This is a genomic window from Xanthomonas sp. CFBP 8152 (assembly GCF_014199025.1).
Lineage (GTDB): Bacteria > Pseudomonadota > Gammaproteobacteria > Xanthomonadales > Xanthomonadaceae > Xanthomonas > Xanthomonas arboricola_B.
Genome location: NZ_JACHNO010000001.1, coordinates 1009029 through 1028295 on the forward strand (window position 1 = coordinate 1009029; position 19267 = coordinate 1028295).

Genomic DNA, 19267 nt, shown 5'->3' on the forward strand with positions numbered 1-19267 from the left:
CGTCTTGGCAATCGACCTGGACTCCGTGCGCTGATGCTGACCTATTTCCTGGAGGATTCTCCATGGATGCCTTGCTGTTATCGCGGATCCAGTTCGGATTCGTCATCGCATTCCACGTGCTGTTTCCCGCATTCACCATCGGGCTGTCCAGCCTGCTGGCATTTCTCGAATGGCGCTGGCTGCGCACCCGGCTGCCGGTGTGGCGCGAGCTGTATTTCTTCTGGCAGAAGATCTTCGCCGTGTCGTTCGGCATGGGCGTGGTCAGCGGCATCGTGATGGCCTTCCAGTTCGGGGCCAACTGGCCGGAGCTGAGCCGGATCGCCGGCAGCGTGATCGGCCCGTTGCTGAGCTACGAAGTGCTGACCGCGTTCTTCCTCGAAGCCGGTTTCCTGGGCGTGATGATGTTCGGCTGGGGGCGCATTTCCGAACGCCTGCATTTCCTGGCGACCTGCATGGTGGCGCTGGGCACGCTTTTTTCCACGTTCTGGATCCTGTCGTCCAACAGCTGGCTGCAGACTCCGGCCGGCTATGAAGTGGTCGACGGCATCGTGCATCCGGTGGCGTGGTTGACGATCATCTTCAACCCCTCGTTCCCGTACCGGCTTGCGCATATGGCGTTGGGCTCGTTCATCACCACCTGTTTTGTGGTCGGTGCGGTGGGGGCGTGGTATCTGCATCGCGGCGTGCACTGCGAGGCCGGGCTGCGCATGCTCAAGCTGGCGGTGGCGTTCGCGGCGATCACCGTGCCGCTGCAGATCTTCGTTGGCGACATGCATGGCTTGAACACGCTCAAGCACCAGCCGATGAAGATCGCGGCGATGGAAGCGCACTGGCATGACGAAGGCCAGGGCCAGGGGTTTCCGCTGGTGCTGTTCGCCCTGCCCAATGCGCAGGCCGAGCGCAACGATTACGAGGTGGCGATCCCGCGCCTGGGCAGCCTGATCCTGACCCACCGTCTGGAAGGCAGCATTGCGCCGCTGACCTCGGTGCCGGCCGCCGATCGCCCGCCGGTGATGCCGGTGTTCTTCGCCTTCCGCATCATGGTCGGGCTGGGCTCGTTGATGCTGCTGGTGGCCTGGGTCTCGGCGTTCGCCTGGTGGCGCGGCAAGCTGCTGCAGTGGCGCTGGCTGCTGGCGACCTGGCGCTGGATGTTGCCGAGCGGCTTCATCGCGCTGGTCTCGGGCTGGTTCGTCACCGAGATGGGGCGGCAGCCGTATGTGGTCTACGGGCTGTTGCGCACCGCCGATGCCGTCGGCCCGCAATCGACGCTGATGACCGCAATCTCGCTGGCGGTGTACGTGGCCGGCTATGCGTTCGTGTTCGGCTGGGGCATCTGGTACCTGGTCAAGATCGGCAAGATCGGCCCGACCCCGCATGACGCGCCGCAGCTGGACCACGGCGAACACACCCCGGCACGGCCGCTGTCGGCGGCCGATGAACCGATCGACGGAGCCGCATGATGGACATGAGCAGCGTATTGCCGGTGGCGTGGTTCGCGGTGATCGGCTTCGGGGTGCTGATGTACGTGGTGCTGGACGGCTTCGTGCTCGGCATCGGCATCCTGGCGCCGTTCCGCAAGGACGAAGCGCAGCTGGATCTGATGATGAACACCGCCGCCCCGATCTGGGACGGTAACGAGACCTGGCTGGTGCTGGGCGGGGCAGGGCTGCTGGCGGCGTTTCCCAAGGCGTATGCGGTGATCCTGTCGGCGCTGTATCTGCCGGTGCTGTTGATGGTGATGGCGCTGGTGTTCCGCGGGGTGGCGTTCGAGTTCCGTTTCAAGGCGCATCGCTCGCGCCGGCTGTGGAGCAATGCCTTCGCTGCCGGCTCGATCCTGGCCACGTTTGCGCAGGGCGTGATCCTGGGCGCGCTGGTGCAGGGCCTGCCGATCGAAAACGACCGCTATGTCGGCGGCATCTGGGGCTGGTTCAGTCCTTTCGCGATGCTGACCGGCGCGGCGCTGGTGTTCGGCTACGCCTTGCTCGGCAGCACCTGGCTGATCCTCAAGACCGAAGGCCATGTGCAACAGCTCGCGCGACAGTTGAGCCGGCCGCTGACCATCAGCGTGTTGATCTTCATCGGCCTGGTCAGCGCGTGGTTGCCGTCGCTGCAATCGCATGTGATGGACCGCTGGTTCAGCGGTGCGCATTACCTGTGGCTGATGCCGGTGCCGGTGCTGGTCGCCATCGTCGGGTTTGCGCTCTGGCGTTGCACCGAAGCGGGGCGGCCGGATACGCCGCCGTTCCTGTTGGCGATGGGCCTGTTCGTGCTCGGTTTTCTCGGCCTGGTGCTGGGCATGTGGCCGTATCTGGTGCCGCCGGTCTACACGATCTGGCAGGCCGCCGCGCCGCCGTCGTCGCAGTTGTTCGCACTGATCGGCCTGGTGGTGCTGCTGCCGCTGATCCTGGGCTACACGGTATGGTCGTATCGCGTGTTCCGCGGCAAGATCACCGCCGATACCGGCTATCACCACTGATCGGGCGCAGACCGCATCCGCGCAATGGGCCCCCCGCTCAGCGCAGGCGCTGCCTGAACATCCACTCCCACATCGCCGGGTCTGCGTAGGTCGCATCCCAGGCGTTGTGGTTGCCGCCCGGATATTCGCTGTAGCGCACATTGGCGCCGACGCCTTTTGCGGCGCGGTACAGCGCACGGTCGTCATGCGGTGGCACCGAGTCGTCCTTGGCCCCATGGAACATCCAGATCGGCACGTGCCTGAGCCGGGTGACCGCAGCGGTATACGGGTCGGCCTCGTTGGCCACCAGGCTGACGTAGAGCGTGCGACGCTCATCGCGCGGGGCCTTGAGTGCACCGCAGATCGGCACGATCGCGGCGAAGCGCTGCGGCTGCATCAGCCCGATTTCCCACGCGCCATAGCCGCCCATCGAGATGCCGGTGAGGTAGGTACGCTGCGGGTCGGCATCGAATTCGGCACTGGCCGCGTCCAATGCGGCGATCGCCATGCGTGCGTTGATGCCCAGCCACTCCTCGTCGTCGGGCACCTGCGGCAGCACCACCAGGGCAGGGAATTCGGCAGTGTGTTCGCTCAGGTAAGGGCCAACGCCCACTTCGGCCTGATCGCGTCCGTTGTCGCCGCGTTCGCCCGAGCCATGCAGGAACAGCACGATGGGGCGCGGTTGCGGCGCCCTGGAGGTCGGCACGAATACCTGATAGCGGTAGAGCCGCCCCTCCAGCTGCAGCGTGCGGGTGACGAAATGGCCGCGGCGTCCGTCGTGGTGGCGCTCAGCCATGCTGGAACAGCCGGCCAGCACCAGTGCAAGAATCGCAAGAACAAGACAACGACGGATCACGCATACCTCCTGACCGATGACAGACCCGCAGTATCACCGCATGCAGGTGTGCTGGCATGTCGCGCTGCGGCGATTTTCTGCGGAATATTCATTTGATTGCCGCCGCGGTGCGCGCGGCACGAAAGTTCGGCGCAATGGCTCCAGACCACGACTACGGCAACAGGATCAGCGTCGCCAGGCCGAGGAAGCTCAGGAAGCCCATCACGTCGGTCAGCGTGGTCAGGATCACGCCACCGGCCAACGCCGGGTCGAAGCCCAGCCGTTTCAGCGTCACCGGGACCAGTACCCCGCCGAATGCGGCGGTGAGCATGTTCAAGGTCAGCGCGGTGCCGATCACCAGCGACAGCATCGGCTGCTGGAACCATGCCAGCACGATCAGCCCCAGGCCCACGCCCAGCACCAGGCCGTTGATCAGCGCAACGGTGAGCTCCTTCTTGAGCAGGGTCATCACGTTGGAAGAGCCGATCTGGCCCAGCGCCAGGCCGCGCACCATCAGGGCCAGCACCTGGGTGCCGGCATTGCCGCCCATGCCGGCGACGATCGGCATCAGCGCCGCGAGCGCCACCAGCTTCTCGATCGTGCCTTCGAACCGGCTGACCACGCTGGAGGCAAGGAACGCGGTGCACAGGTTGATGCCCAGCCAGATCAGGCGGCGGCGGAAGGCGCGCCGCGCCGGGCTGAACATGTCCTCGTCCTCGTCCAGACCGGCCGCGCTCATGGCCTGGTGTTCGGCCTGTTCGCGGATGATGTCGACCACGTCGTCGATGGTGATGCGGCCGAGCAGGATGTTGTTGTCGTCCACCACCGGGGCGGAGATCCAGTCGTGGTCCGAGAAGCGCCGCGCGACCTCGTCGGAGCCATCGCCGACATCGATCGCCGGTTGTTCGTCGTCGATCAGGCGATTGACCGGCGTGCTGTCTTCATGGGTGACCAGCGCGGCCAGCGACACCCGGCCCAGGTACTGATGGCGCCGGCTCACCACGTACAGGTGGTCGGTGTGGTCGGGCAGCTCGCCGCGCAGGCGCAGATAGCGCAGCACCACATCGACATTGACGTCGGCGCGCACCGTCACAACGTCCGGATTCATCAGGCGGCCGGCAGTGTCTTCCGGATACGACAGCACCTGCTCGAGCCGCTCGCGGTTCTCGCGGTCCATCGACTTGAGCACTTCGTCGATGACGGTGTCGGGCAGGTCTTCGACCAGATTGGCCAGATCGTCGATGTCGAGGTCTTCAACCGCTGCGACGATCTCGTCGGTGTCCATGTCGGCCAGCAGGCTTTCGCGCACTTCATCGCCGACATGCAGCAGCACTTCGCCGTCGTCTTCCGGGTCGACCAGCCCCCACACCACCTCGCGCTTGCCGGGCGGCAGCGATTCCAGCAGGTTGCCGATCTCCGCCGGCGCCAGCGTATTGACCAGCCGTCGTACCGGGCCCAGGCGTCCGCTGTCGAGCGCATCGGACAGCAATCGCAGCTGGCGCGCGGTCTTGTCGTGGCGGACGGCTTCGGCCATGCGCGGCTCCCTGGAAGAGTGGACACGTCCCGATGGAAGACGCGGTGCTGAATCAGCACGGCATTATCGCTTGCGCATGGTGACGAAACCTACAGTGCCGCTCGCAACGCGTTAGAACAGCGCCTGCGCGATGCCGCGATCGCTCAGCGCGCCGGGCCCTGCGCGACAGTGGCCAGCCATTTCTCGATGCCCTTGCGGTCGCGCGCGCGCAGCAGCTTGTCGCCCTGCACGCGCAACTCGCCCAGGTGGATGTCGCGCACCGCACGGCGCACCTCCAGCAACGTGGCCGGATGCAGGCTGAACTCGGTGAGCCCCAAGGCCAGCAACATCGGCACGAAGCGCGGGTCGCCCGCGATCTCGCCGCACACCGCCACCGGCTTGGCATACGCGCGCCCGGTGGCGATCACCTGTGCGATCAGGCGCAGCACCGCAGGATGCAACGGCGAATACAACTCGCCCAATGCCTCGTTATTGCGATCCACCGCCAGCAGGTACTGCACCAGATCGTTGGTGCCGATCGACAGGAAATCGATGTCGTCGATAAAGCAGTCCAGCGCCAGGGCCGCAGCCGGCACTTCGATCATCGCGCCGAGCGGAATGTGCTCTGCGATCTCGTGGCCTTGCTCGCGCAATTGCGCGGCCAGTTTCTTGATCTGCCGGCGCAGCAGCTGGACTTCCTCGCGGCCGCTGACCATCGGCACCAAGATGCGCACTGGCCCGTAGCCGGAGGCGCGCAGGATCGCGCGCAACTGCGCCTGCGCCACCGCAGGGCGGGCCAGCGACAACCGCACGCCACGCAGACCCAGCGCCGGATTGTCCTCATCGCTCAGTGTCAGACCGGTGCGGTCGGCCTTGTCGGCGCCCAGGTCCAGCGTGCGGATGGTGACCGGGCGCCCGCTCATGCCCAGCACGGTGTCGCGATAGGTGTGGAACTGTTCCTCTTCGTCCGGCAGCTCGTTGCGCTGCAGGAACAGGAATTCGGTGCGGTACAAGCCAAGGCCGCTGGCACCGAGCGCGTGCGCCTTCGCCACGTCCTCCAGCGATTCGGCATTGGCCAGCAACGTGATATCGACGTTGTCGCGCGTGCGCGTGGGTTTGGAACGCAGCCGGCCGAGTTCGCGCTGTTCCTTGGCCAGTGCGCGCAGACGCTCGCGGTAGTCGCGCAGATGCTCGGGCCTGGGATCGACGATCACCTGGCCGGAACCGGCATCGACGATCAACACATCGCCATCGTCGATCCGCTGTACCGCATCGCTCACACCCACCACCAACGGCAGGTGCAGGCTGCGCGCCAGGATCGCGCTATGCGACAGCGCGCTGCCGGCAGTGGTGACGATGCCGACCACCCCTTGCGCCTGCAGTTGCGCCAGCTCCGAGGGTGCCACGTTGTCGCAGACCAGGATTTCTCCGGCCACGCCCTTGAGGTCGGGCGCGCGCTTGTGCAAGAACGCATGGATGCGACCGATGACGTGATCCAGGTCGTCCATGCGGCTCTTGAGGTAGGCGTCCTCCATGCCGTCGAACACCGCCGCCAGCCGGTCGCGCTGCACGCGCAGGGCGTAGTCGGCGCTGTAACGGTGGGTACGGATCAACTCGTCCAGGCCTTGCAACAGCTCCGGGTCGTCGAGCAGCAGCGCATGCAGTTCGAGGAATTCGCCGACCTCGCGCGCAAGCGCACCATGCAGGCGGTCGCGCAGCTGCTGCATCTCGGTGCGTGCCGCCTCGATCGCCACATGCAGACGCTGCAGCTGCGTTTCCACCTGACTGGCGGGCACGCGCTGTTCGGCCACTTCCAGCGTGTGGCTCTGGCGCACGCGCGCGCGTCCGAGCGCGTTGCCGCGCGAGGCGGCGTGTCCACGCAAACGCAGGCTCATGCGCGGCCCGGGCGCGGCCGCGCCCTGTCGGTCAGCCCCGCACCGACGCAGCACATGCTCAGCTGTCCTCGTCGAAACGACGCTCGAACAGATCCACCAGCGCCTGCAGGGCCTGCGCCTCGTCCTCGCCATCCAGCCGCACCACCACGCTGGTGCCCTGGCCGGCGGCCAGCAGCATCACGCCCATGATGCTCTTGGCATTCACCTCGCGGCCCTTGGCCGCCAGGGTGGCGTTGCTGCGATAGGACGACAGCGTCTGCACCAGCTTGGCGGTTGCCCGTGCATGCAGTCCGAGTCGATTGGAAACTATGAGTTCGCGTTCAAGCATCGTCGATGATCGCTCCGTTGCGGGTGCCTGCCGCCGCGGTGGCGGGTAGCTCCTGCAATCCTTGTTCGGGGTAGTTCATCACCCGCAACAGCATCGGCAGGCTGAGTGCGGACACCCGGCGGACCGGCGTGCCGAGCTTTGCCAACCGGCTGGCGAGATTGCTGGGGCTGGCGCCGTACAGGTCGGTCATGACCAGCACGCCGTCGCCGCTGTCGACCCGTCGCATCGCCGACGAAGCCTGGGGCAGCAATGCGTCCAGGTCTGCATCGAGCGGCACATCGAACGCTTCGGTCTTCAGCGGCAACGGCCGCAACAGCCCCGTCGCCACGTGCAACAACGCCGCGCCGATGCCGGGATGAGTAATGAGGAGAATGCCACAGGCCATGCCGAAACGTTAACAGGTCGGCATGACCGCGCGATAGCGTTTGCCGGCACCGATGTGTTGCGAAATGAATAGCCGTTTAAGACCGCTGCGGTGTGTCGCGTGCAATGCACGCAGCAAGCGCGTTGCTGCCGGCGTGGCGGTGATCGTGACGTGCGCAGTCTCCCGATGCGAACCGCATCACAAGCGAACGCTGCAGCGCGCGACCAGAACGCGCCGACGAAATGCACCGATCAAAAAAGTTTTTTCTCGCAGGCCCAATGCCTGCGCCAGGCCGATCGATCTGCGCCCGCGGCAAGACAAGGAAGCAGCAGCGACAAAAGGTGGCCTGCAGCTTCCAAACGGCCATCAACACCAAAGCATCGACAGCAAACCCTGGGCAGGGACCCGACGCCAGAGCCAGAACTCACGCGACAATGCTCCGACGCACGGATGTGGTAGTCGTTCGCACATTCCAAGCCGCGTTGCACCGCTTTGACGATTCCTGATTCCCGAATCCCGATTCCCCAATCACAGCCCCTCAATCCTGCTCGCGATGAAACGTCGCCACCTCCGGCCAGCCCTGTTCGCGCGCATGCCGCGCCATGCGTTCGGCTAGATACACCGAGCGGTGCTTGCCGCCGGTGCAGCCGAAGGCGATGGTCACGTAGCTGCGGGTATCGTTGCGCAGCCGCGGTAGCCAGGTATCGAGCAGGTCCACGATCTGCGCGCTGTAGCGCACCACATCCGGTTGCTCGTCCAGATAGTCGCGCACGCCGGCATCGCGGCCGGTCAGCGGGCGCAGTTCCGGGTCCCAATGCGGATTGGGCAATACGCGCGCATCGAACACGAAGTCGGCCTCGGCCGGCACGCCCCGTTTGTAGGCGAACGATTCGAACAGCAGCGACAGCCGGTCGCTGGTGCCGAGCGCGAACTCGGTGACCACGCGGCGACGCAGCTGGTGCACGTTGAGCGTGCTGGTGTCGATGATGGCATCGGCCTGCGTACGCAGCGGCTCGGTCAGCTGCCGTTCGCGGGTGATCGCTTCCGGCAACGCCAGACCCAGATGGCTGAGCGGATGGCGGCGGCGGGTATCGGCGTAGCGCTTGATCAGCGCCTCGTCGCTGGCTTCGAAAAACAGCAGTCGCGCCTCGATCCCGTATTCCTGCGCGGCCTGGCGCCACTGCGCCAGCTGGGTCAGGTCGCTGCGGCTGCGCACATCGATGCCCACCGCCAGGCGCTGGTCGCCGATCGGGTTGCCACGCAGGCGGCTCTTGACGAAGTCCGGCAGCAATTCGACCGGCAGGTTGTCCGAGCAGTAGTAATCCAGATCCTCGAAGGTCTTCAACGCGACCGATTTGCCCGAGCCGGACAGCCCGCTCACGATCATCAACGTGGAGGGCGCGGTACTCATGGCGTACGTCGCTCCAGCAGGTTGCTGTGGCGGGCGATGAACATCGCCGCCGGGTCGATGCCCTTGGTGCGCAGGATATGCAGGCGCGTGGCGGCTTCGGTCAGCACCGCCAGGTTGCGGCCGGGCATCACCGGCAGGGTGATCAGCGGCACGTCCAGATCCAGCACGTGCCGGCTGCCGGAATCGCCGGTCAGGCGTTCGTAGCCGGACGGGGTGGGCTCGGTCATCGGGCGGGTCAGGTGCACGATCAGGCGCAGGTATTTGTTCTTCTTCACCGCGGTATCGCCGAACATGTCGCGCACGTTCAATACGCCCAGGCCGCGCACTTCCAGCAGGTCCTGCAGCAGTTCCGGGCAGGTACCGTCGAGTACGTCGGGCGCGATCTGGGTGAACTCCGGTGCATCGTCGGCCACCAGCCGGTGACCGCGGCTGAGCAGTTCCAGCGCCAGTTCGCTCTTGCCCGAGCCGGCCTCGCCGGTGATCAGCACGCCGATCGAATAGATCTCCATGAACACGCCGTGCAGCGTGACCCGCGGCGCCAGCGTGCGCGCCAGGTGGTAGGAGAGGTGATTGAGCAGTTCGTGGCCGCGCTTGGGCGAGATCCACAGCGGCGTGTTGGATTCGTCGGCGGCGGCGCGCAGGTCTTCCGGGCAGGACTGGTTCTTGCTGATCGCCAGCGCCAGCGGCTGCACCTGGATGATCTTCTCGATGGTTTCCCAGCGTTGCCGCGCATCCAGCGAGTCCAGCCAGGCCAGCTCTTCGGTGCCCAGGATCTGCACCTTGTTGGGGTAGATCACGTTGAGATAGCCGGCCAGCGACGGGCGGCGCGCAATGTTGCTGCCGGCCTCGATCTCGCGGTGCTCGCCTTTGTGGCCGGCCACCCAGCGCAATGCCAGCTTGTCGCGCTGCTGGTCGAACAGTTCGCGTGCGGTGATGCTGGTATTCATGCGGCGCTGGCCTGTGCTGGCGGTGCGTCGGTGAGCAGCGCCATCAAGGCGTCCGCATTGGGGGCGGCGCGCAACTGCTGACGGAAGTCCGCATCGGAAAACCGCTCGGCCAGTTCCGACAACAGCATCAGATGCTGGTGGGTGTAGTGCGCAGGCACCGCCATCGCGAAGATCAGGTCCACCGACTCATCGCCACCGAAGGCCACCGGGGTGTCCAGCCGCAGCAATGCGCCACGGGGTTCGGTGAGATTGGGGCAACGCCCATGCGGGATGGCGATGCCGTGGCCGATGGCGGTGCTGCCCAGGGCCTCGCGTTCGCACAGGTTGGCATACAGCTCGTCGGCGCCGGCCTGACGGCAGGACAGCAAGTCGGCGGCGGCATGCAGGACGGTGTCGCGATCGGCGGCCGGCGACACCACGGTGCGCACGGCCGCCATCAGATCGGTTAAAGGCATGAGGGCATCAAGCGAGAAGCGTCATGCGGGATTGTCGCGCACCTCGCGTGCATGGTGGTTACATTTCTTTTCCTTGTGCTTGAGCACCAGGCGGTCGAGCTTGTCGACCAGCAGGTCGATGGCGGCATACATGGTGGCGCCGCTGGCATCTGCGTGCAGGGTGCGACCGGGAAGGTTGACGGTGGCGACCACGTGATGGTCTGGCTTGCGAACGGCCAGCTGGGTCCGGACTTCGCAGTGCTGGTCGAAATGGCGCTGCAGTCGCTGCAGCTTGCTTGCCACGTACTCCCGCAGCGCGGGGGTCACTTCAAGCTGGTGGCCATACGTCTCGATACGCATCGGATACCTCCATTGGTCGGTGGGCCAATGAACCTTTCCGGTGATCCGACTCACCCGGCGCAGGCCGGCGTTGCAGTGGGTGCAACGTCAGGCGATACGGACGCGTTCGTGGGAGGCGGAAATGTTCATGGCCTCACGATACTTCGCAACGGTACGCCGCGCCACTGGTACGCCGGACGTTTTCAACAGATCGGCCAACTTGGCGTCGGACAGCGGTTTACGTGGGTTTTCCGCCTCGATCAGGCGCCGGATCATCGCCTGGATGGCGGTGCTGGAGGCCTCGCCACCGCTGTCGGTGTCGATGCCGGAGGCGAAGAACGAGCGTAGCGCGATGGTGCCGCGCGGGGTACGCACGTATTTGCGGGCGATCGCGCGGGAAATGGTCGATTCGTGCAGGCCGAGCTCGCCGGCGATCTCGCGCAGGGTCAGCGGCCGCAGCGCCTGCGCGCCGAACTCCAGGAATCCGGCCTGGTGCTGCAGCAGGCAGCGCACCACCCGCAGCAGGGTTTCGCCGCGCGCCTCCAGGCTCTTGAGCAGCCAGCGCGCCTCCTGCAGCTGGCCGCGTAGATAGCCGGCGTCGGACTCGCCGCAACTGCGGATCAGATTCTCGTAGCCGCGGTGGATGGTGACCTTGGGCTGGGCGCGGCCGGCCAGCGAAGCCCGCCACACGCCGCGCTGGCGCCAGATCACGCAGTCCGGCACCACGTAGGTGTCCTGGGTGAGGCCGCCGATCTGCTTGCCCGGGCGCGGGTCCAGCGAGCGCACCAGCTGGACCGCCTGGTCGACATCGGCGGTGGAGCGCTTGAGTTCGTGCGCCAGACCGGCCACGCCGCTGCGTGGCAGGCGCTCCAGCGGGCCGGCCACGATCTGCAGCGCCAATTCTCGCCCCGGCGTGGCCGGATCGAGCACGGCCAGCTGCAGTGCCAGGCATTCGCCAAGATTGCGTGCACCCACGCCGACCGGGTCGAAACGCTGGATCTGGTGCAGCACGGTGAACACTTCGGCCTCGTCCACCGCCGCACCGAGCGCCAGCGTTTCCAGAATGGCCGACAGCGGCTCGCGCAGGTAGCCGTCTTCGTCCAGCGCATCGATCAGCAGCGCGCCGATCTGGCGGTCGCGCGGCGACAGCGGCGACAGGTGCAGCTGCCACAACAGATGGTCGGCCAGCGTTTCGGATTCGGCCACGCGTTCGGCGGCATCGCCGGACTCGTCGTCGTCGAAGCTGCCACCACTGCCCGAGCCGGTCCACTGCAACTCGTCCTGCGACCAGTCGTCATCGCGTTCGGCCGGCGCCGATTCCTGAGGTGGAGCGTCATCGGTGGAGGCGGCCGACGATGCTTCCACCGGCACCGCATTGGCCGCATGCGCGGCCTCGTCGGCCCATTCCAGCAGCGGGTTGGTCTCCACCGCTTCGGCGATTTCCAGTTCCAGCTCGGTGGTGGACATCTGCAATAGCTTGATCGCCTGACGCAACTGCGGCGTCATGACCAACTGCTGTCCTAGCGATGTCTGGAGCCGGGCTTTCATGCGGGCACTGACTGGAAGAAACGATGGCGCGGCGATGCGCTCAAAGGCGGAAAGTTTCCCCCAGATACACGCGACGGACGTCGGGATTGGCTAGCAGCGCATCTGGTGCCCCCTGCGCCAGCACGCCCCCCTCGGCGAGAATATACGCGCGGTCGCAGATTCCCAAGGTTTCGCGCACGTTGTGATCGGTGATCAGCACGCCGATGCCGCGTTCCTTGAGGTGAATGATGATGCGCTGGATCTCGCCGACCGAAATCGGATCGACGCCGGCGAAGGGTTCGTCGAGCAGCATCATGCGCGGCTTGGCCGCCAGCGCGCGCGCGATCTCGCAACGCCGCCGCTCGCCGCCGGACAGGCTGGCGCCGAGCTGGTCGGCCACGTGGGTGATCTGCAGTTCTTCCAGCAGCGAGACCAGTTCCTTCTCGCGGCCGTCGCCATCCAGTTCCTCGCGCAGCTCCAGCACCAGGCGGATGTTGTCGGCCACGGTGAGCTTGCGGAAGATCGACGGCTCCTGCGGCAGGTAGCCGACACCGAGCTTGGCGCGTGCGTACATCGGCTCGGCGGTGAGATCGCGGCCATCCAGCTCGATACGCCCAGCATCGGCCTCGACCAGACCGACGATCATGTAGAAGCAGGTGGTCTTGCCGGCACCGTTGGGGCCGAGCAGGCCGACCACTTCGCCGGCCTCGAGCGTAAGGCCGAATTCCTTGACCACTTCGCGCTGCTTGTATTTCTTGCGCAGACCGGTGGCGACCAGCATTACTTCTTCCCCTGCGGCTTGGCAGCGGGTTTGGCGGCCGGCGTTGCCGCAGGCGTTGCTGCTGCCGGCGCCGCAGTCTTGGGCTGGATGATGGTGCGCACGCGGCTGCCGTCGCCGCCGCTCTGCATGTTGCCGGTCTTGGTGTTGTAGACCATGCGCTGACCTGCATTGGTGCCCTTGGGCGAGTCGACCTTGTAGTTGCCGGTCAGCACGATGACTTCGTTGGCGACCTGGTACTCGATGTTGTCGGCCTGGCCGTTCATCATCGCGCCGTCGTCCATCTGCTGCTTCAGCGTGGCCTGCTTGCCGGTCAGTACGACGCGGTCGGTCTGGCCGTTCTTCTGGAAGATGTCGGCGGTGTCGGCGTGGATTTCCAGCGTGCCCTGGGTGATCACCACATTGCCGCTGAAGCGGCACTTGCCGCTGTCGTCGAGCATGTTGCAGTCGTTGGCATTGGAATCGATCGCCATCGGCTGATTGCGATCGCTGGTCTTGGCCAACGCAAGGGCGGGCAGCAGCAGCGCGGCAAACGCCAGTCTAGCGGGCAGCATTCGGTTCATAACGGGTCTTGACCTGGGAAAGGAGCTTGTACTGGCGTGATTTGAGATCGGCCTCGAAGCCGACCCCGCTTTGCATGATACCCGGTCGGCTCATGCTCACCGGAGCAGCGGTCTTGGCGAGATTCTGCTGCGGGAACACGTCCAGGCTCTGGGTGCGGAACGTGGTCGGTGGGGTTGCGCCGCCGGTGGGGCTGTCGCCCTCGACATCGCCGCGCAGGCGCAGCTCATCGCCTTTGGGGCTGATCCAGCCGGTCTTGGAGCGCAGTGTCCAGGGTTGATTGGCGTTGTCGGGCAATAGGAACACCGGGGTGGTGACCTCGGAGGTGCGATCGGCGCGGTTGCGATGCATTTCCGGCGCACGCAGCGTCATCGATTCCTTGCCGGTTTCCTTGTCCAGCGCAATCAGTTCGAAGTCGCGTAGCACATAGTCGGCACGCGAATCGTCCACCGCCTCGGCAACCGGGCGCGCGCGCTGCTGCCAGGCCGACCAGCCGGAAATCACTGCGGCGGCAAACAGCGCCACGCCCAGGGTGCTGCGCCAGTTCCAGCTCATGCGGAAAACCTTTCGATGATGCCCTCGATCTGGCCTTGCGCGGCAAGCACCACGTCGCAGACCTCGCGCGCGGCACCTTCGCCCCCACGTGCCCGGGTATGCCACTGCACGCGCTCGGCGATCAACGGGTGCGCGCCGGCGGGCGCCACCGGCAGGCCGACCGCCAGCAGGGCCGGCAGGTCGGGCAGGTCGTCGCCCATGAACAACACCTGGTCCAGCGACAGGCCGTGCTCCTGGCACAGGGCCAGCACCGCCAGGCGCTTGTTCCTGACCCCGATCTGCACATGCAGACCCAGATCCTGGCCGCGCTTTTCCGCCGACAGGCTGGCGCGCGCGGTGATCAGCGCGACATGGATGCCAGCATGATCAAGCTGCTTGAGTCCCTGGCCGTCGAGCACATTGAACGACTTGCTTTCGTTGCCGGCGTGGTCGTAGTACAGACGGCCGTCGGTCAGGGTGCCGTCGACGTCGAAACAGGCCAGGCGGATGCGCGCGGCGCGGTCGATCAAGTCGGCGGGCAGGTGCTGCAAAGGGGAATAGGGCATCGGCACGAATCGGTGAGAACGGGGTTCCAACGGTAGAAAACTGAACCTGTTAAACCACTTTGGCGCGCAACAGGTCGTGAATGTTCAATGCGCCCACCGCGCGCTGCTGCGCGTCGACCACGATCAAACCGGTGATCTTGTAATCCTCCATCAGCCGCGCGGCTTCGGCGGCCAGCTGGTCGGCACCGATGGTGCGTGGGTTGCGCGTCATCACCTGCGCGATGCTGGCGCTGCGCACGTCGATGTCGCTGTCCAGCGCGCGGCGCAGATCGCCGTCGGTGAACAGGCCGATCAGGCGCCCGTCGTGATCGACCACGGCGGTCATGCCCAGCCGCTTCCGGCTCATTTCCATTAGCGCCTCGCTCAGGCTGGCGTCCTGGCGCACGCGCGGCAGGTCATCGCCGCTGTGCATCACGTCGGTGATATGCAGCAACAGGCGCCGGCCGAGACTGCCGGCCGGATGCGAGCGCGCAAAGTCGTCGGCGGTGAAGCCGCGCGCGTCCAGCAGCGCCACGGCCAGCGCATCGCCCAGCGCCAGCGAGGCGGTGGTGCTGGAGGTGGGCGCCAGATGCAGCGGGCAGGCTTCGGCGGACACGCTCACATCCAGGTGCACGTCGGCGGCCTGGGCCAGCGACGAGCTCGGGCGCCCGGTCATGGCAATGATCGGGTTGCCCTGGCGCTTGAGCACCGGCAGCAGCATGCGCACTTCGTCCGATTCGCCGGAATAGGACAGTGCCAGCACGATGTCGGCCTCGGTGATCATGCCCAGATCGCCGTGCCCGGCTTCGCCCGGGTGCACGAAGAACGCCGGCGTGCCGGTGGAGGCCAGGGTGGCGGCGATCTTGCGCGCGATATGCCCGGATTTGCCCATGCCGGTGGCCACCACGCGCCCGCGCGAAGCCAGCACCAGCCGGCAGGCTGCGGCAAAGTCGCTGCCGATCCGCGCGCCCACACTGGCCAGCGCCTCGCGCTCGATCTCCAGCACGCGCTGGCCGCTGGCGATCAGGCTGGCGTCGCTGACGGTGGCGGAGGGCAGGTGCGAGACGGCCATGCGGGACTCGGGTGAAGAGTAGAATGTGCGCTCATTTTATGAGGAAACGCCCCTTGGACGCCGAAACCATCCGTAAACTCATCGAATCCGGCTTGCCCGAAGCCCGCGTCGACGTGCACGGCGACGACGGCGTGCACTTCGAGGCGACCGTAATCAGCCCCGCATTCGCCGGCAAGGCCCCGTTGGCGCGCCACCGCATGGTCTACGCGACCCTGGGCGAACTGATGGGCGGCGCGATCCACGCACTGCAGCTCAAGACGCTGACGCCCGACGAAGGCTGAGCGTCTGTCGGACCTTGGGCTGGTCGGGCTGTGCATCCGCCCCGACTGCCAAGTGCCCGGCCGGCTCCAGGCGCTCCTTACCTTTCCCCCGACATCCCTTTTCGGATTTCCCAAGCTCCCATGGCAAAAATCGTAGTGACCGGCGGCCAAGCGCTGCACGGTGAGGTCAATATTTCCGGCGCCAAGAACGCGGTGCTGCCCATCCTGTGCGCGACCCTGCTGGCCGATGCGCCGGTGGAGATCAGCAACGTGCCGCACCTGCACGATGTGATCACCACGGTGAAGCTGCTCAGCGAGCTGGGCGCGGAGGTCACCATCGACGAAGGCACGCTGGCCAAGGGCCGCTCGATCCTGGTCGACCCGCGCTCGGTCACCCATCAGGTCGCGCCCTACGAGCTGGTCAAGACCATGCGCGCCTCGATCCTGGTGCTCGGCCCGCTGCTGGCGCGCTACGGCAGCGCCGAGGTGTCGCTGCCAGGCGGCTGCGCGATCGGCTCGCGCCCGGTCGACCAGCACATCAAGGGCCTGCAGGCGCTGGGTGCGGAGATCAGCGTCGAGAACGGCTACATCAAGGCCACCAGCAACGGGCGCCTGAAGGGCGGCCGCTACGTGTTCGACATGGTCAGCGTCACCGGTACCGAGAACGTGCTGATGGCCGCCGTGCTCGCCGAAGGCACCACCGTGCTGGAAAATGCGGCAATGGAGCCGGAAGTCACCGACCTGGCCGACTGCCTGATCGCGCTCGGTGCGCAGATCGAAGGCGCCGGCACGCCGCGTATCGTGGTGCAGGGCGTCGAGCGCCTGGGCGGCGGGCATCATGCGGTGCTGCCGGATCGCATCGAGACCGGCACCTTCCTGGTCGCTGCGGCGATGACCGGCGGCAGCGTCACCGTGCGTCGTGCCCGTCCGGACACCCTGGACGCGGTGCTGGACAAGCTCACCGAAGCAGGCGCCAGCATCACCACCACCGCTGACAGCATCACGCTGGACATGCACGGCAAGCGCCCGCGCGCGGTCAACCTGACCACGGCGCCATACCCGGCGTTCCCCACCGACATGCAGGCGCAATTCATGGCGCTCAACTGCGTGGCCGACGGCGTGGGCGTGATCAACGAGACCATCTTCGAAAACCGTTTCATGCACGTCAACGAACTGCTGCGCCTGGGCGCGGACATCCAGGTCGAGGGCCATGCCGCGATCGTGCGCGGCGCCGAGCGCCTCAGTGGCGCGCCGGTGATGGCGACCGACCTGCGCGCCTCGGCGTCGCTGATCCTGGCCGGCCTGGTGGCCGACGGCGACACCACCATCGATCGCATCTACCACCTGGACCGTGGCTACGAAAACATCGAGGAGAAGCTGGGGGCGCTGGGCGCGACCATCCGGCGCATCGCATGATCCTGCGCGGGCGGTTCACCACCCGGCGCAAGATCCTGCTCGGCGTGATCGTGCTGATCCTGGCGTGGCTTGCGTATGCCTGGTCGGTGGGCATGGCGATCACCCAGGGCGTCGAGTTCAAGGACATGGACTGGAACAACGACGGCACCGCCAGCCGCGACGAGATTGCGCAGTCGTTCTATGCGGTGGCAGTCAAGAAGACCGTCGACGGCAAGCGCCATTGCGATCTGTTCTATTGGCGCAGCAACGGCGAGCAGATCCGCGTGGACTGCCACACGGTGTTCTCCAGCGGCGACGACAAGGCGGCGGCCAAGCCCTGAGGGTCGAGCGTTTCTGCGTGCTGCGCAGCGTCCGCCGTACGCCGGTCGGAATGGAAAAAGCCCGGCTTGCAGCCGGGCTCTTCATCGCTGTCGGAGGCAGGTGCCTGCCGAACAGATCCCATGCCCCGGTAGGAGCGTGCCCGCGCGCGACGGGGCGTCACCGATAAAGCCCCGTCGCGCGCGGGCACGCTCCGCTCCTACCAGGCGCGCCTGGCGCTTAGCGCAGGCCCTTGATGGTCAGATCCAGTGCGTCCTGGCCTTTTTCCTTCTGCAGCAGGCGCGCCGGCACCGGCAGGTCCTTGACCACCCAGGCGATCAATTCCTTGTCCCCGTCCACGCGCGACACCTTGGTCGCCTGTTCCTGCTTGCCGTTGACGGTGATGGTTTCCTTGCCGACCACCTTGTAGCTCATCGGCTTGATGCGGCCTTCGTCGACCATGCGGTAGTTCAGCGGCTTGCCGGCGGCCAGGTCGCGGGTGATCGCCAGGTTGATCAGCAGCGCATCCATGTCGCCGGGCTGCAATTTCACCGGGCCACGGCGGTCCGGCTTGATGTCGCCGCCCCAGGTCGCCTGGCTGGTCTTCCAATCGTAATTGGCGGTGACGTTGCGGCGCTTGACCATCATCGACGAGGTGTCGTTGCTGCTGACCGGGCGCAATTGGCCGCTGCTCTCTTCGAACACCGTGCTCTGGGTCAGGTTGGCCAGCTGGTTCTGGATGGTGAGCGTGTAGCGCCACTGATTGGCACCGGCGGCGGCCAGGGTCATGGTGCCGTTGGCCTGCATGCCCATGTAGTTGGCCGAATAATCGGCCTGGAACGGCTGCAGGGCGAACGCGGGCAGGCTGGCCACCGCCAGTGCGGCGGCGGCGATCAGCGAACAGGTGCGGGAAACGGTGTGCATGGGTCAGGCTCCTTGATACTCGACCAGGCGTAGATCGACCTGATCCTCACCTTTGTCACGTTGCAGGATGCGCACCGGGGTAGGAACTCCGTTGGCGATCCAGAGGATGGTTTCGTTGTCGCCGCTGTTGACGCGGTACACGCGCAACGCGTCGTAGCTCAGGTCGCCGACCTGCACCACTTCGGTGGCATCGGCGGCCTTGTAGTCGTACTTACGCACCCGGCCGACATCGACGTAGCGATAGCTCAGGCTGCGCCCGGGTTGCGCATCGCGCATCAGTGACAGGTTCAGCGACAGCGCGCTCTGATCGCCGCGCTGCAGCGGAATCGCCTGCTGGCGCTCCTTCTTCAGATCGCCGTCCCACTGGGCGCTGGCGGTCTGCCAGTTATAGACGCCGGTGACCTTCTTGCCGAAGAACATTGCCTTGCGCACGGTGCTCTGACTCAACGGCACGTAGGTGTCGCCATCGACGCGGAACACCGTGCTCTGTTCCAGGTTCAAACCCAGGATGCTGGCAAAACCCTTGCGGCCACGCACCGACATGTCGATACGCCACTGGCTGCCTTCACTGTTGCTGACCTGCATGGTGGCATCGCCGGCCTCCTTGCCGCGGTAGAACGCCTGGTAGGTGGCCACGAAGGGTTGCAGTGGCGGCGGCGTCCAGGTGCCGGCAGGTAGGGAAGCTGCAGAGGCCGGCACCGCTGGTGGCGCAGCGCCTGGAGCAGGGGCCGCCGGCGCAGGCACCGCAGGCGCCTGTTGCGCACGGCCGGCGCCGGCCGGGGCGAGCAGGGCGGTGGTCAACAGCGCGGTGGCGATCGGTAGGAATTTCATG

General features: G+C 66.2%; 22 protein-coding genes. 5 read left to right on the forward strand and 17 right to left on the reverse strand.

Annotation, left to right across the window (positions count from 1 at the left end; genetic code table 11):
* Window positions 1–62 precede the first annotated feature (62 nt).
* Window positions 63–1460, forward strand: coding sequence for a cytochrome ubiquinol oxidase subunit I (locus tag FHT09_RS04145; protein ID WP_104607013.1), 1398 nt, complete (start codon window positions 63–65; stop codon window positions 1458–1460).
* Complete coding sequence (gene cydB, locus FHT09_RS04150) at window positions 1460–2476, forward strand: cytochrome d ubiquinol oxidase subunit II (RefSeq protein ID WP_039515200.1); 1017 nt, start codon at window positions 1460–1462, stop codon at window positions 2474–2476. Before FHT09_RS04145 ends, cydB begins: the two co-directional genes overlap by 1 nt.
* Window positions 2477–2513: 37 nt before the next feature.
* Here the strand turns inward: cydB and FHT09_RS04155 are convergent, their stop codons facing one another.
* From FHT09_RS04155 to FHT09_RS04225, 15 genes are all read right to left on the reverse strand, one after another.
* Window positions 2514–3251 (reverse strand): prolyl oligopeptidase family serine peptidase, encoded by a 738-nt coding sequence (locus tag FHT09_RS04155; protein WP_221230551.1) that lies wholly within the window; start codon window positions 3249–3251, stop codon window positions 2514–2516.
* 211 nt (window positions 3252–3462) lie between these two features.
* Complete coding sequence (gene mgtE / locus FHT09_RS04160; RefSeq protein ID WP_016904202.1) at window positions 3463–4824, reverse strand: magnesium transporter; 1362 nt, start codon at window positions 4822–4824, stop codon at window positions 3463–3465.
* 143 nt (window positions 4825–4967) lie between these two features.
* A complete protein-coding gene (ptsP, locus tag FHT09_RS04165) occupies window positions 4968–6698 on the reverse strand; it encodes a phosphoenolpyruvate--protein phosphotransferase (RefSeq protein ID WP_104607014.1) in 1731 nt (576 codons plus the stop codon).
* A gap of 58 nt (window positions 6699–6756) precedes the next feature.
* Window positions 6757–7026: an HPr family phosphocarrier protein gene (locus FHT09_RS04170; RefSeq protein ID WP_016904613.1), complete on the reverse strand. Its 270-nt coding sequence runs from the start codon at window positions 7024–7026 to the stop codon at window positions 6757–6759.
* On the reverse strand, window positions 7019–7411 hold the full coding sequence (locus tag FHT09_RS04175; protein WP_104607015.1) for a PTS fructose IIA subunit family protein: 393 nt from the start codon (window positions 7409–7411) through the stop codon (window positions 7019–7021). The genes FHT09_RS04170 and FHT09_RS04175 overlap by 8 nt, the downstream gene beginning before the upstream one ends.
* Window positions 7412–7928: 517 nt before the next feature.
* The gene (gene rapZ / locus FHT09_RS04180; RefSeq protein WP_181141411.1) at window positions 7929–8801 is read right to left on the reverse strand and encodes an RNase adapter RapZ; all 873 of its coding nucleotides are present in this window, start codon (window positions 8799–8801) and stop codon (window positions 7929–7931) included.
* Window positions 8798–9748, reverse strand: coding sequence for an HPr(Ser) kinase/phosphatase (gene hprK / locus FHT09_RS04185; protein ID WP_104535955.1), 951 nt, complete (start codon window positions 9746–9748; stop codon window positions 8798–8800). The genes rapZ and hprK overlap by 4 nt, the downstream gene beginning before the upstream one ends.
* On the reverse strand, window positions 9745–10203 hold the full coding sequence (locus FHT09_RS04190) for a PTS sugar transporter subunit IIA (protein WP_104607016.1): 459 nt from the start codon (window positions 10201–10203) through the stop codon (window positions 9745–9747). The genes hprK and FHT09_RS04190 overlap by 4 nt, the downstream gene beginning before the upstream one ends.
* Window positions 10204–10224: 21 nt before the next feature.
* Window positions 10225–10542 carry a ribosome-associated translation inhibitor RaiA gene (raiA, locus tag FHT09_RS04195; RefSeq protein WP_047126942.1) on the reverse strand — a complete coding sequence of 106 codons (318 nt, stop codon included), beginning with the start codon at window positions 10540–10542 and terminating at the stop codon, window positions 10225–10227.
* A gap of 87 nt (window positions 10543–10629) precedes the next feature.
* Window positions 10630–12069: an RNA polymerase factor sigma-54 gene (locus tag FHT09_RS04200; RefSeq protein WP_104607017.1), complete on the reverse strand. Its 1440-nt coding sequence runs from the start codon at window positions 12067–12069 to the stop codon at window positions 10630–10632.
* 40 nt (window positions 12070–12109) lie between these two features.
* Window positions 12110–12829: an LPS export ABC transporter ATP-binding protein gene (lptB, locus tag FHT09_RS04205; protein ID WP_047126940.1), complete on the reverse strand. Its 720-nt coding sequence runs from the start codon at window positions 12827–12829 to the stop codon at window positions 12110–12112.
* Window positions 12829–13389: a lipopolysaccharide transport periplasmic protein LptA gene (lptA, locus tag FHT09_RS04210; protein ID WP_104607018.1), complete on the reverse strand. Its 561-nt coding sequence runs from the start codon at window positions 13387–13389 to the stop codon at window positions 12829–12831. The genes lptB and lptA overlap by 1 nt, the downstream gene beginning before the upstream one ends.
* The gene (lptC, locus tag FHT09_RS04215; RefSeq protein WP_047126938.1) at window positions 13367–13942 is read right to left on the reverse strand and encodes an LPS export ABC transporter periplasmic protein LptC; all 576 of its coding nucleotides are present in this window, start codon (window positions 13940–13942) and stop codon (window positions 13367–13369) included. The genes lptA and lptC overlap by 23 nt, the downstream gene beginning before the upstream one ends.
* Window positions 13939–14487, reverse strand: a complete 549-nt coding sequence (locus tag FHT09_RS04220; protein WP_104607019.1) for an HAD hydrolase family protein — start codon at window positions 14485–14487, stop codon at window positions 13939–13941. Before FHT09_RS04220 ends, lptC begins: the two co-directional genes overlap by 4 nt.
* A gap of 49 nt (window positions 14488–14536) precedes the next feature.
* Window positions 14537–15538, reverse strand: a complete 1002-nt coding sequence (locus FHT09_RS04225) for a KpsF/GutQ family sugar-phosphate isomerase (protein WP_104607020.1) — start codon at window positions 15536–15538, stop codon at window positions 14537–14539.
* Between the two features lie 53 nt (window positions 15539–15591).
* Here FHT09_RS04225 and FHT09_RS04230 point away from each other — a divergent pair, with 53 nt between their 5' ends.
* From FHT09_RS04230 to FHT09_RS04240, 3 genes are all read left to right on the forward strand, one after another.
* The gene (locus FHT09_RS04230) at window positions 15592–15819 is read left to right on the forward strand and encodes a BolA family protein (RefSeq protein WP_016905061.1); all 228 of its coding nucleotides are present in this window, start codon (window positions 15592–15594) and stop codon (window positions 15817–15819) included.
* Between the two features lie 120 nt (window positions 15820–15939).
* The gene (gene murA, locus FHT09_RS04235) at window positions 15940–17214 is read left to right on the forward strand and encodes a UDP-N-acetylglucosamine 1-carboxyvinyltransferase (protein WP_104607021.1); all 1275 of its coding nucleotides are present in this window, start codon (window positions 15940–15942) and stop codon (window positions 17212–17214) included.
* Window positions 17211–17534 (forward strand): hypothetical protein, encoded by a 324-nt coding sequence (locus FHT09_RS04240; RefSeq protein ID WP_104607022.1) that lies wholly within the window; start codon window positions 17211–17213, stop codon window positions 17532–17534. The genes murA and FHT09_RS04240 overlap by 4 nt, the downstream gene beginning before the upstream one ends.
* Window positions 17535–17751: 217 nt before the next feature.
* On the opposite strand, the gene FHT09_RS04245 is transcribed toward FHT09_RS04240, so the two are convergent.
* Both FHT09_RS04245 and FHT09_RS04250 read right to left on the reverse strand, forming a co-directional pair.
* The gene (locus tag FHT09_RS04245; protein ID WP_104535948.1) at window positions 17752–18435 is read right to left on the reverse strand and encodes a DUF3108 domain-containing protein; all 684 of its coding nucleotides are present in this window, start codon (window positions 18433–18435) and stop codon (window positions 17752–17754) included.
* Between the two features lie 3 nt (window positions 18436–18438).
* Window positions 18439–19266, reverse strand: coding sequence for a DUF3108 domain-containing protein (locus tag FHT09_RS04250; RefSeq protein ID WP_104607023.1), 828 nt, complete (start codon window positions 19264–19266; stop codon window positions 18439–18441).
* Window position 19267 lies beyond the last annotated feature (1 nt).

What these genes read in the sequence shown, in the direction of transcription:
- FHT09_RS04190 (WP_104607016.1), bottom strand. Translation starts at nt 10,203, where the DNA reads ATGCCTTTAACCGATCTGATGGCGGCCGTGCGCACCGTGGTGTCGCCG.
- FHT09_RS04175 (WP_104607015.1), bottom strand. Translation starts at nt 7,411, where the DNA reads ATGGCCTGTGGCATTCTCCTCATTACTCATCCCGGCATCGGCGCGGCG.
- FHT09_RS04200 (WP_104607017.1), bottom strand. Translation starts at nt 12,069, where the DNA reads ATGAAAGCCCGGCTCCAGACATCGCTAGGACAGCAGTTGGTCATGACG.
- raiA (WP_047126942.1), bottom strand. Translation starts at nt 10,542, where the DNA reads ATGCGTATCGAGACGTATGGCCACCAGCTTGAAGTGACCCCCGCGCTG.
- FHT09_RS04145 (WP_104607013.1), top strand. Translation starts at nt 63, where the DNA reads ATGGATGCCTTGCTGTTATCGCGGATCCAGTTCGGATTCGTCATCGCA.
- lptA (WP_104607018.1), bottom strand. Translation starts at nt 13,389, where the DNA reads ATGAACCGAATGCTGCCCGCTAGACTGGCGTTTGCCGCGCTGCTGCTG.
- FHT09_RS04155 (WP_221230551.1), bottom strand. Translation starts at nt 3,251, where the DNA reads ATGGCTGAGCGCCACCACGACGGACGCCGCGGCCATTTCGTCACCCGC.
- cydB (WP_039515200.1), top strand. Translation starts at nt 1,460, where the DNA reads ATGGACATGAGCAGCGTATTGCCGGTGGCGTGGTTCGCGGTGATCGGC.
- ptsP (WP_104607014.1), bottom strand. Translation starts at nt 6,698, where the DNA reads ATGAGCCTGCGTTTGCGTGGACACGCCGCCTCGCGCGGCAACGCGCTC.
- FHT09_RS04250 (WP_104607023.1), bottom strand. Translation starts at nt 19,266, where the DNA reads ATGAAATTCCTACCGATCGCCACCGCGCTGTTGACCACCGCCCTGCTC.
- hprK (WP_104535955.1), bottom strand. Translation starts at nt 9,748, where the DNA reads ATGAATACCAGCATCACCGCACGCGAACTGTTCGACCAGCAGCGCGAC.
- rapZ (WP_181141411.1), bottom strand. Translation starts at nt 8,801, where the DNA reads ATGAGTACCGCGCCCTCCACGTTGATGATCGTGAGCGGGCTGTCCGGC.
- FHT09_RS04225 (WP_104607020.1), bottom strand. Translation starts at nt 15,538, where the DNA reads ATGGCCGTCTCGCACCTGCCCTCCGCCACCGTCAGCGACGCCAGCCTG.
- FHT09_RS04220 (WP_104607019.1), bottom strand. Translation starts at nt 14,487, where the DNA reads ATGCCCTATTCCCCTTTGCAGCACCTGCCCGCCGACTTGATCGACCGC.
- murA (WP_104607021.1), top strand. Translation starts at nt 15,940, where the DNA reads ATGGCAAAAATCGTAGTGACCGGCGGCCAAGCGCTGCACGGTGAGGTC.
- FHT09_RS04170 (WP_016904613.1), bottom strand. Translation starts at nt 7,026, where the DNA reads ATGCTTGAACGCGAACTCATAGTTTCCAATCGACTCGGACTGCATGCA.
- mgtE (WP_016904202.1), bottom strand. Translation starts at nt 4,824, where the DNA reads ATGGCCGAAGCCGTCCGCCACGACAAGACCGCGCGCCAGCTGCGATTG.
- lptC (WP_047126938.1), bottom strand. Translation starts at nt 13,942, where the DNA reads ATGAGCTGGAACTGGCGCAGCACCCTGGGCGTGGCGCTGTTTGCCGCC.
- FHT09_RS04240 (WP_104607022.1), top strand. Translation starts at nt 17,211, where the DNA reads ATGATCCTGCGCGGGCGGTTCACCACCCGGCGCAAGATCCTGCTCGGC.
- FHT09_RS04245 (WP_104535948.1), bottom strand. Translation starts at nt 18,435, where the DNA reads ATGCACACCGTTTCCCGCACCTGTTCGCTGATCGCCGCCGCCGCACTG.
- lptB (WP_047126940.1), bottom strand. Translation starts at nt 12,829, where the DNA reads ATGCTGGTCGCCACCGGTCTGCGCAAGAAATACAAGCAGCGCGAAGTG.